Annotated in this window: 3 protein-coding genes; 1 reads left to right on the forward strand and 2 read right to left on the reverse strand. The window is 46.4% G+C overall.

All coding sequences use genetic code 11. The annotated features are described in order from the left end of the window. Window positions 1-1,266 (forward strand): recombinase family protein (locus WMO25_RS14995; protein WP_349085988.1); only part of this gene is annotated, 1,266 nt, incomplete at its 5' end. 103 nt (window positions 1,267-1,369) lie between these two features. Here WMO25_RS14995 and queA read toward each other — a convergent pair. Next, window positions 1,370-2,395: a tRNA preQ1(34) S-adenosylmethionine ribosyltransferase-isomerase QueA gene (queA, locus tag WMO25_RS15000; protein WP_253059916.1), complete on the reverse strand. Its 1,026-nt coding sequence runs from the start codon at window positions 2,393-2,395 to the stop codon at window positions 1,370-1,372. Window positions 2,396-2,408: 13 nt separating this feature from the next. Then, window positions 2,409-4,841 carry a phenylalanine--tRNA ligase subunit beta gene (pheT, locus tag WMO25_RS15005; RefSeq protein WP_349085991.1) on the reverse strand — a complete coding sequence of 811 codons (2,433 nt, stop codon included), beginning with the start codon at window positions 4,839-4,841 and terminating at the stop codon, window positions 2,409-2,411. Between the last annotated feature and the right edge of the window lie 42 nt (window positions 4,842-4,883).

Consider the following 4,883-nt stretch of genomic DNA (forward strand, 5'->3'; position numbering starts at 1 on the left):
ACCATGATTAACCGTGCCTCTAATGGTGTATGGAATGGCGGGCGTATTCCGTTCGGTTACTCTTATGATAAGCCTACTCAGGTATTCTCCATAGATCCGGAGGAAAACAAAATCTACAACTTCATGGTAGAAACCTACGAAGATACACAATCCATTGTACATACTTCTAGGAGGCTGAATGAGGCTGGATATCGTTCCAGAAACGGAAATATGTGGAGCCCGGTGGCAGTGTGGACTATTTTACGGAATCCGTGGTATAAAGGCGTGTATCGGTACAACTATTACAAGATTCCAGGAAGAAAAGCGATTAAGGACGAATCGGAGTGGGTTATCGTAGAAAACCACCACCCGGCTTCCATTGATCCGGATCGGTTCGATCGGATCCAAGCTACCCTTGATAAGAATGCCCGGTATCGGAATACCCCAGGAAGAAAGACGGCTCAGAAGAATGTTCACGTATTCTCCGGACTTGTCTGGTGTGCAGAGTGTGGATCCGCTTTTACTGCTTCTCCAGGTAAGCTCCATGTCTCCGGATATCGTCCGTCAAAATACGGATGCCCGAATGTCCGGAAAACGAAAACTTGCCATGCAAAATATACTTCGGATGTTGTCCTGGGCGAGTTCCTTCTGAACTACATCCTGAATATCCTGAATGCTCAGAAGCAGTTTGCTTACATCCATTCCACGGATGATCTCCAGAAGCGCTTGCTACATGGCAGCACTTTTTCTAATGTCGATCATGTAGATCCTGACGGGTTGGCGTCTCTTCTCAATATGCTGGAGAAATGTTCCGGAAGTGATCCGGTACTCTTGAAGCGTCCACGATCAAAACCTAAGATGGATCCGGAGTTAAAACGCATGATGGCAGATCAGAAGAAACAGCAACGTGCTCTGGATCGTCTGAATGATCTGTACCTCTACAGCGATGATTCTATATCTGAACGTGAGTACCTTGTCCGGAAGCAACAGATCACAGATCGGCTCCAGGAGATCAACGAAGCCATTGGCATGATGTCTCAGGAACCATGGATGCGTACCATGAACGATGAAGAATTTATCCGCCAGGCATCTTCCTTCATCCTGACGCAGAAGTTGGCAGATAAACAGTACATCTACTATGAAAGTCTGGCTGAATCGCTGGATCCGGAGATCCTGAAAAACTTCTTTGTCTCAATTCTGGATTCTATCATCCTGAGAGACGGGCGTCCGGAAACGGTTGTGTTCCGCAATGGGCTGTCCCATACATTCACTTATAAGGATTCTTGATGCTAAAAATACCCAGGAGCATTTACACTCCTGGGTTTCTCTTTGTCCCATTATTTACTTTTCCTGATTTCTGGGATAACCTCACATTTGTTAGATTTGGAGGCTACACAATCATCATAGCATCCCCGAAGCTGAAGAAACGATAACGCTCCTGAACAGCTGTCTCGTAGGCATGCATAATATGCTCTTTGCCTGCCAGTGCAGAGACGAGCATTAGAAGTGTTGATTCCGGAAGGTGGAAATTGGTAATGAGCGCATCAATGCATTTGAATTTGTAGCCCGGATAGATGAAAATTTCCGTCCATCCTCCTGCAGCATGCATGGTGCCGTCTTCATCCGCTACGGATTCCAGTGTACGTGTGCTGGTGGTACCAACGGCGATGACTCTGCCACCGCGTTTTTTTGTATCATTGATGATATCAGCGGCTTCCTGAGTGACCTGATAATACTCAGAATGCATATGGTGCTGTGTCACATCCTCCACCTTAACAGGACGGAATGTGCCCAGGCCCACATGAAGGGTCACACGGGCGATGCGGATGCCTTTGGCTTCAATGGCCGCCAGAAGTTCCGGTGTAAAATGCAGTCCGGCTGTGGGTGCAGCGGCACTGCCTTCATGTTTGGCATAGACCGTCTGGTAACGGTTTTTGTCCTGAAGCTTGTGGGTGATATATGGCGGCAGCGGCATTTCACCTAACTGGTCAAGGATTTCTTCAAAAATACCTTCGTATTCAAAATGGATCAGACGGTTGCCCTCTTCCACCACATCAATGACTTCTGCTTTCAGACGCCCGTCACCAAATGTCAGGCGGGTACCCGGTTTTGCTTTTTTGCCCGGACGAACCAGTGTCTCCCAGACATCATTTTCTCTTCTCTTCAATAAGAGAATTTCAATGTGGGCACCGGTATCCTCTTTCACACCATAGAGTCTTGCCGGAATGACCTTTGTATCATTGATAACAAGACAGTCTTCAGGGTTTAAATAATCAATAATATCCTTGAAGATATGATGGCTGATATTACCGCTTTCGCGGTCAAGCACCATGAGTCTGGAACTTGACCGGTCTTCTAACGGATCCTGAGCGATCAGTTCTTCAGGAAGATCGTAATAAAAATCACTTGTTTTCATTGTCTGTCAGCCTCTATTTTCTCAGTTCGATGCCAAGGTCTTCAAGGCCGGCAATAATCTTGTCCATAGCTGCTGTGATATCTTTTTCTTCCAGTGTTCTGTCGTTTGCTCTGAAAGTGATGGAGTAAGCAACGGACTTGTAACCCGCTTTGATCTGTGAACCTTCGTAGATATCAAACAGATGGTAGCTTTCAAGATGATGACCGCCCTTTTCGCGGATGACTTTTTCAATCTGACCAACAAGGATGTCTTTCTTAACCACCATACTGATATCACGGTTTACAGCAGGATGTTTGGCAATGCCTTTGAAATGACGGTCAAATGTTGCCATTTCTGTAATGAAAGGCATATCAAGAACGGCAATGTAAGCACGTGTCTTCATGTCATAGTTTTCGCATACTTCCGGATGAACTTCACCCATGTAGCCGATGACTTTACCCTGGTAAATGATGTTGGCCTGGCGACCCGGATGCAGAAAGTTTTTGCCGGCATTTGGATCATAATCAACGATATCATGCATACCTGCTCTTTCAAGAAATTCCTCCACAACACCTTTCATTGTGAAGAAATCGCCTTCGCCGTAGAAACCGAGCGTAAACTGAACACGTTCATCAGCGTATTCTGTCAGTGGCAGTGATTTAGGCAGATAAATCTTGGCCATTTCGTATAATTTCACATCTTTGTTGCGGCGGTTGAAGTTTCTTGCCAGAGAAACAAGCATGCCGTTTAAAGGTGTTGTCTTCATGATACTGTAATCTTCACCCTGTGGATTGGCAATAGTGATTGCCCGACGCAGCGGATCATCAGCATCAAGACGGAGTTTGTCAAATACCTTCGGGCTTTCAAAGGAGAAAGTCATACCCTCGGAGAATCCGCAGAATTCAGCAGTTTCCTTGGCAACATCTTCGACTCTGTGCTTGAAGGAAACTTTACCGCTGGTGGATTCGCCGCTTGGCAGTGTAGAAGGAATATTGGAGTAGCCATAGAATCTTGCAACTTCTTCAGCAAGGTCTGCTGTGCCCAGAAGATCCTGTCTGAATGTCGGGATAATCATGACATTTCTGTCAGCATCGTATTCAAGTTCCAGTGACTTGAAGTAATCAAGCATCTGTTCAGCAGATAAATCAGTACCAAGTAGACGGTTAATTCTCTCAGGCTGGAAAGGAATTTCATGAGGCTTTTTGACTTTGCCGTAAACGTCTACCATACCGCCGACAACTTCGCCGCAGCCCAGCACTTCGATCAACTGGCAGGCACGGTCGATGGCTGCACTGGCATTATTCGGATCCAGACCCTTTTCGAATTTGCTCTGGGCATCGGTACGCATACCGAGTTTCTTGCCGGAGAGACGGATATTGGTGCCGTCAAAGCAGGCTGCTTCAAATAAAATAGCATCTACGTCATCTGTGATCATGGAATTTTCGCCGCCCATGATACCTGCGATACCAACTGGTTTCTCTGCATCACAGATCATCAGCATAGAGCTGTCCAGTGTTCTCTCCTGGCCATCCAGAGTAACAAATTTCTCGTTGTCTTCGGCACGGCGGACAATGATCTTCTGGCCTGCGATGGTAGAAAGGTCATAGGCATGCATCGGCTGACCGTATTCTTCCATGACATAGTTGGTAATATCGACGATATTGTTGATCGGACGGATGCCCTGAGCAGCCAGACGACGCTGCATCCATTCAGGAGATGGTCCGACCTTGATATTCTTAACCACACGGGCTGTGTAGCGCGGGCACAGTTCTGTATCATTGACTTCAACGCTGATAAAATCGTTGACATCCTCATCGTTGCCTGTTGGTTCTACAACCGGCGGACAGAATGGTTTGCCGAATGTAACAGCAGCTTCTCTTGCAATACCGAGAATACTGAAGCAGTCTACACGGTTGGATGTGATCTCGTATTCAATAACAGCGTCATCTAAGCCCAGAGCCTTGATTGCGTCATCTCCCGGTTTGATATCGTCTCTGTTCTTAAAGATATAGATACCGTTTTCAGGGGCATCCGGATACATATCGCGGCTGGAACCCAGTTCTTCGATGGAACACATCATACCGTTACTTGGTACACCGCGGAGTTTGCCCTTTTTGATCTTGATGCCCTCTTCCGGAGGGGTGCTGCCGTCATGACCGCCGGCAACTTTTCCGCCTGCAAGGACAACCGGAACAACAGCGCCTTCAAAAACGTTTGGTGCACCTGTGACGATCTGTACAGGTTCTTCCTGACCAACATTCACCTGGCAGATGACCAGTTTGTCGGCATCAGGATGCTTTTCGATTTTTAAAATCTGTCCGATAACAATATTCTCGAGATTCTTGTCTAATTCGACATAATATTCGCCCTTTGAACCGGATAATGTCATAGCATCCAGATATTCCTGAGGTGTCAGATCCTCAATACCCGGTACAAGGTCTTTAATCCATTTTAATGATGTTCTCATAATCTATTTTCCTCCTGCTGCTTAGAACTGTTTCAGAAATCT

The organism is Coprococcus intestinihominis, assembly GCF_040096555.1.
Lineage (GTDB): Bacteria > Bacillota > Clostridia > Lachnospirales > Lachnospiraceae > Coprococcus_A > Coprococcus_A intestinihominis.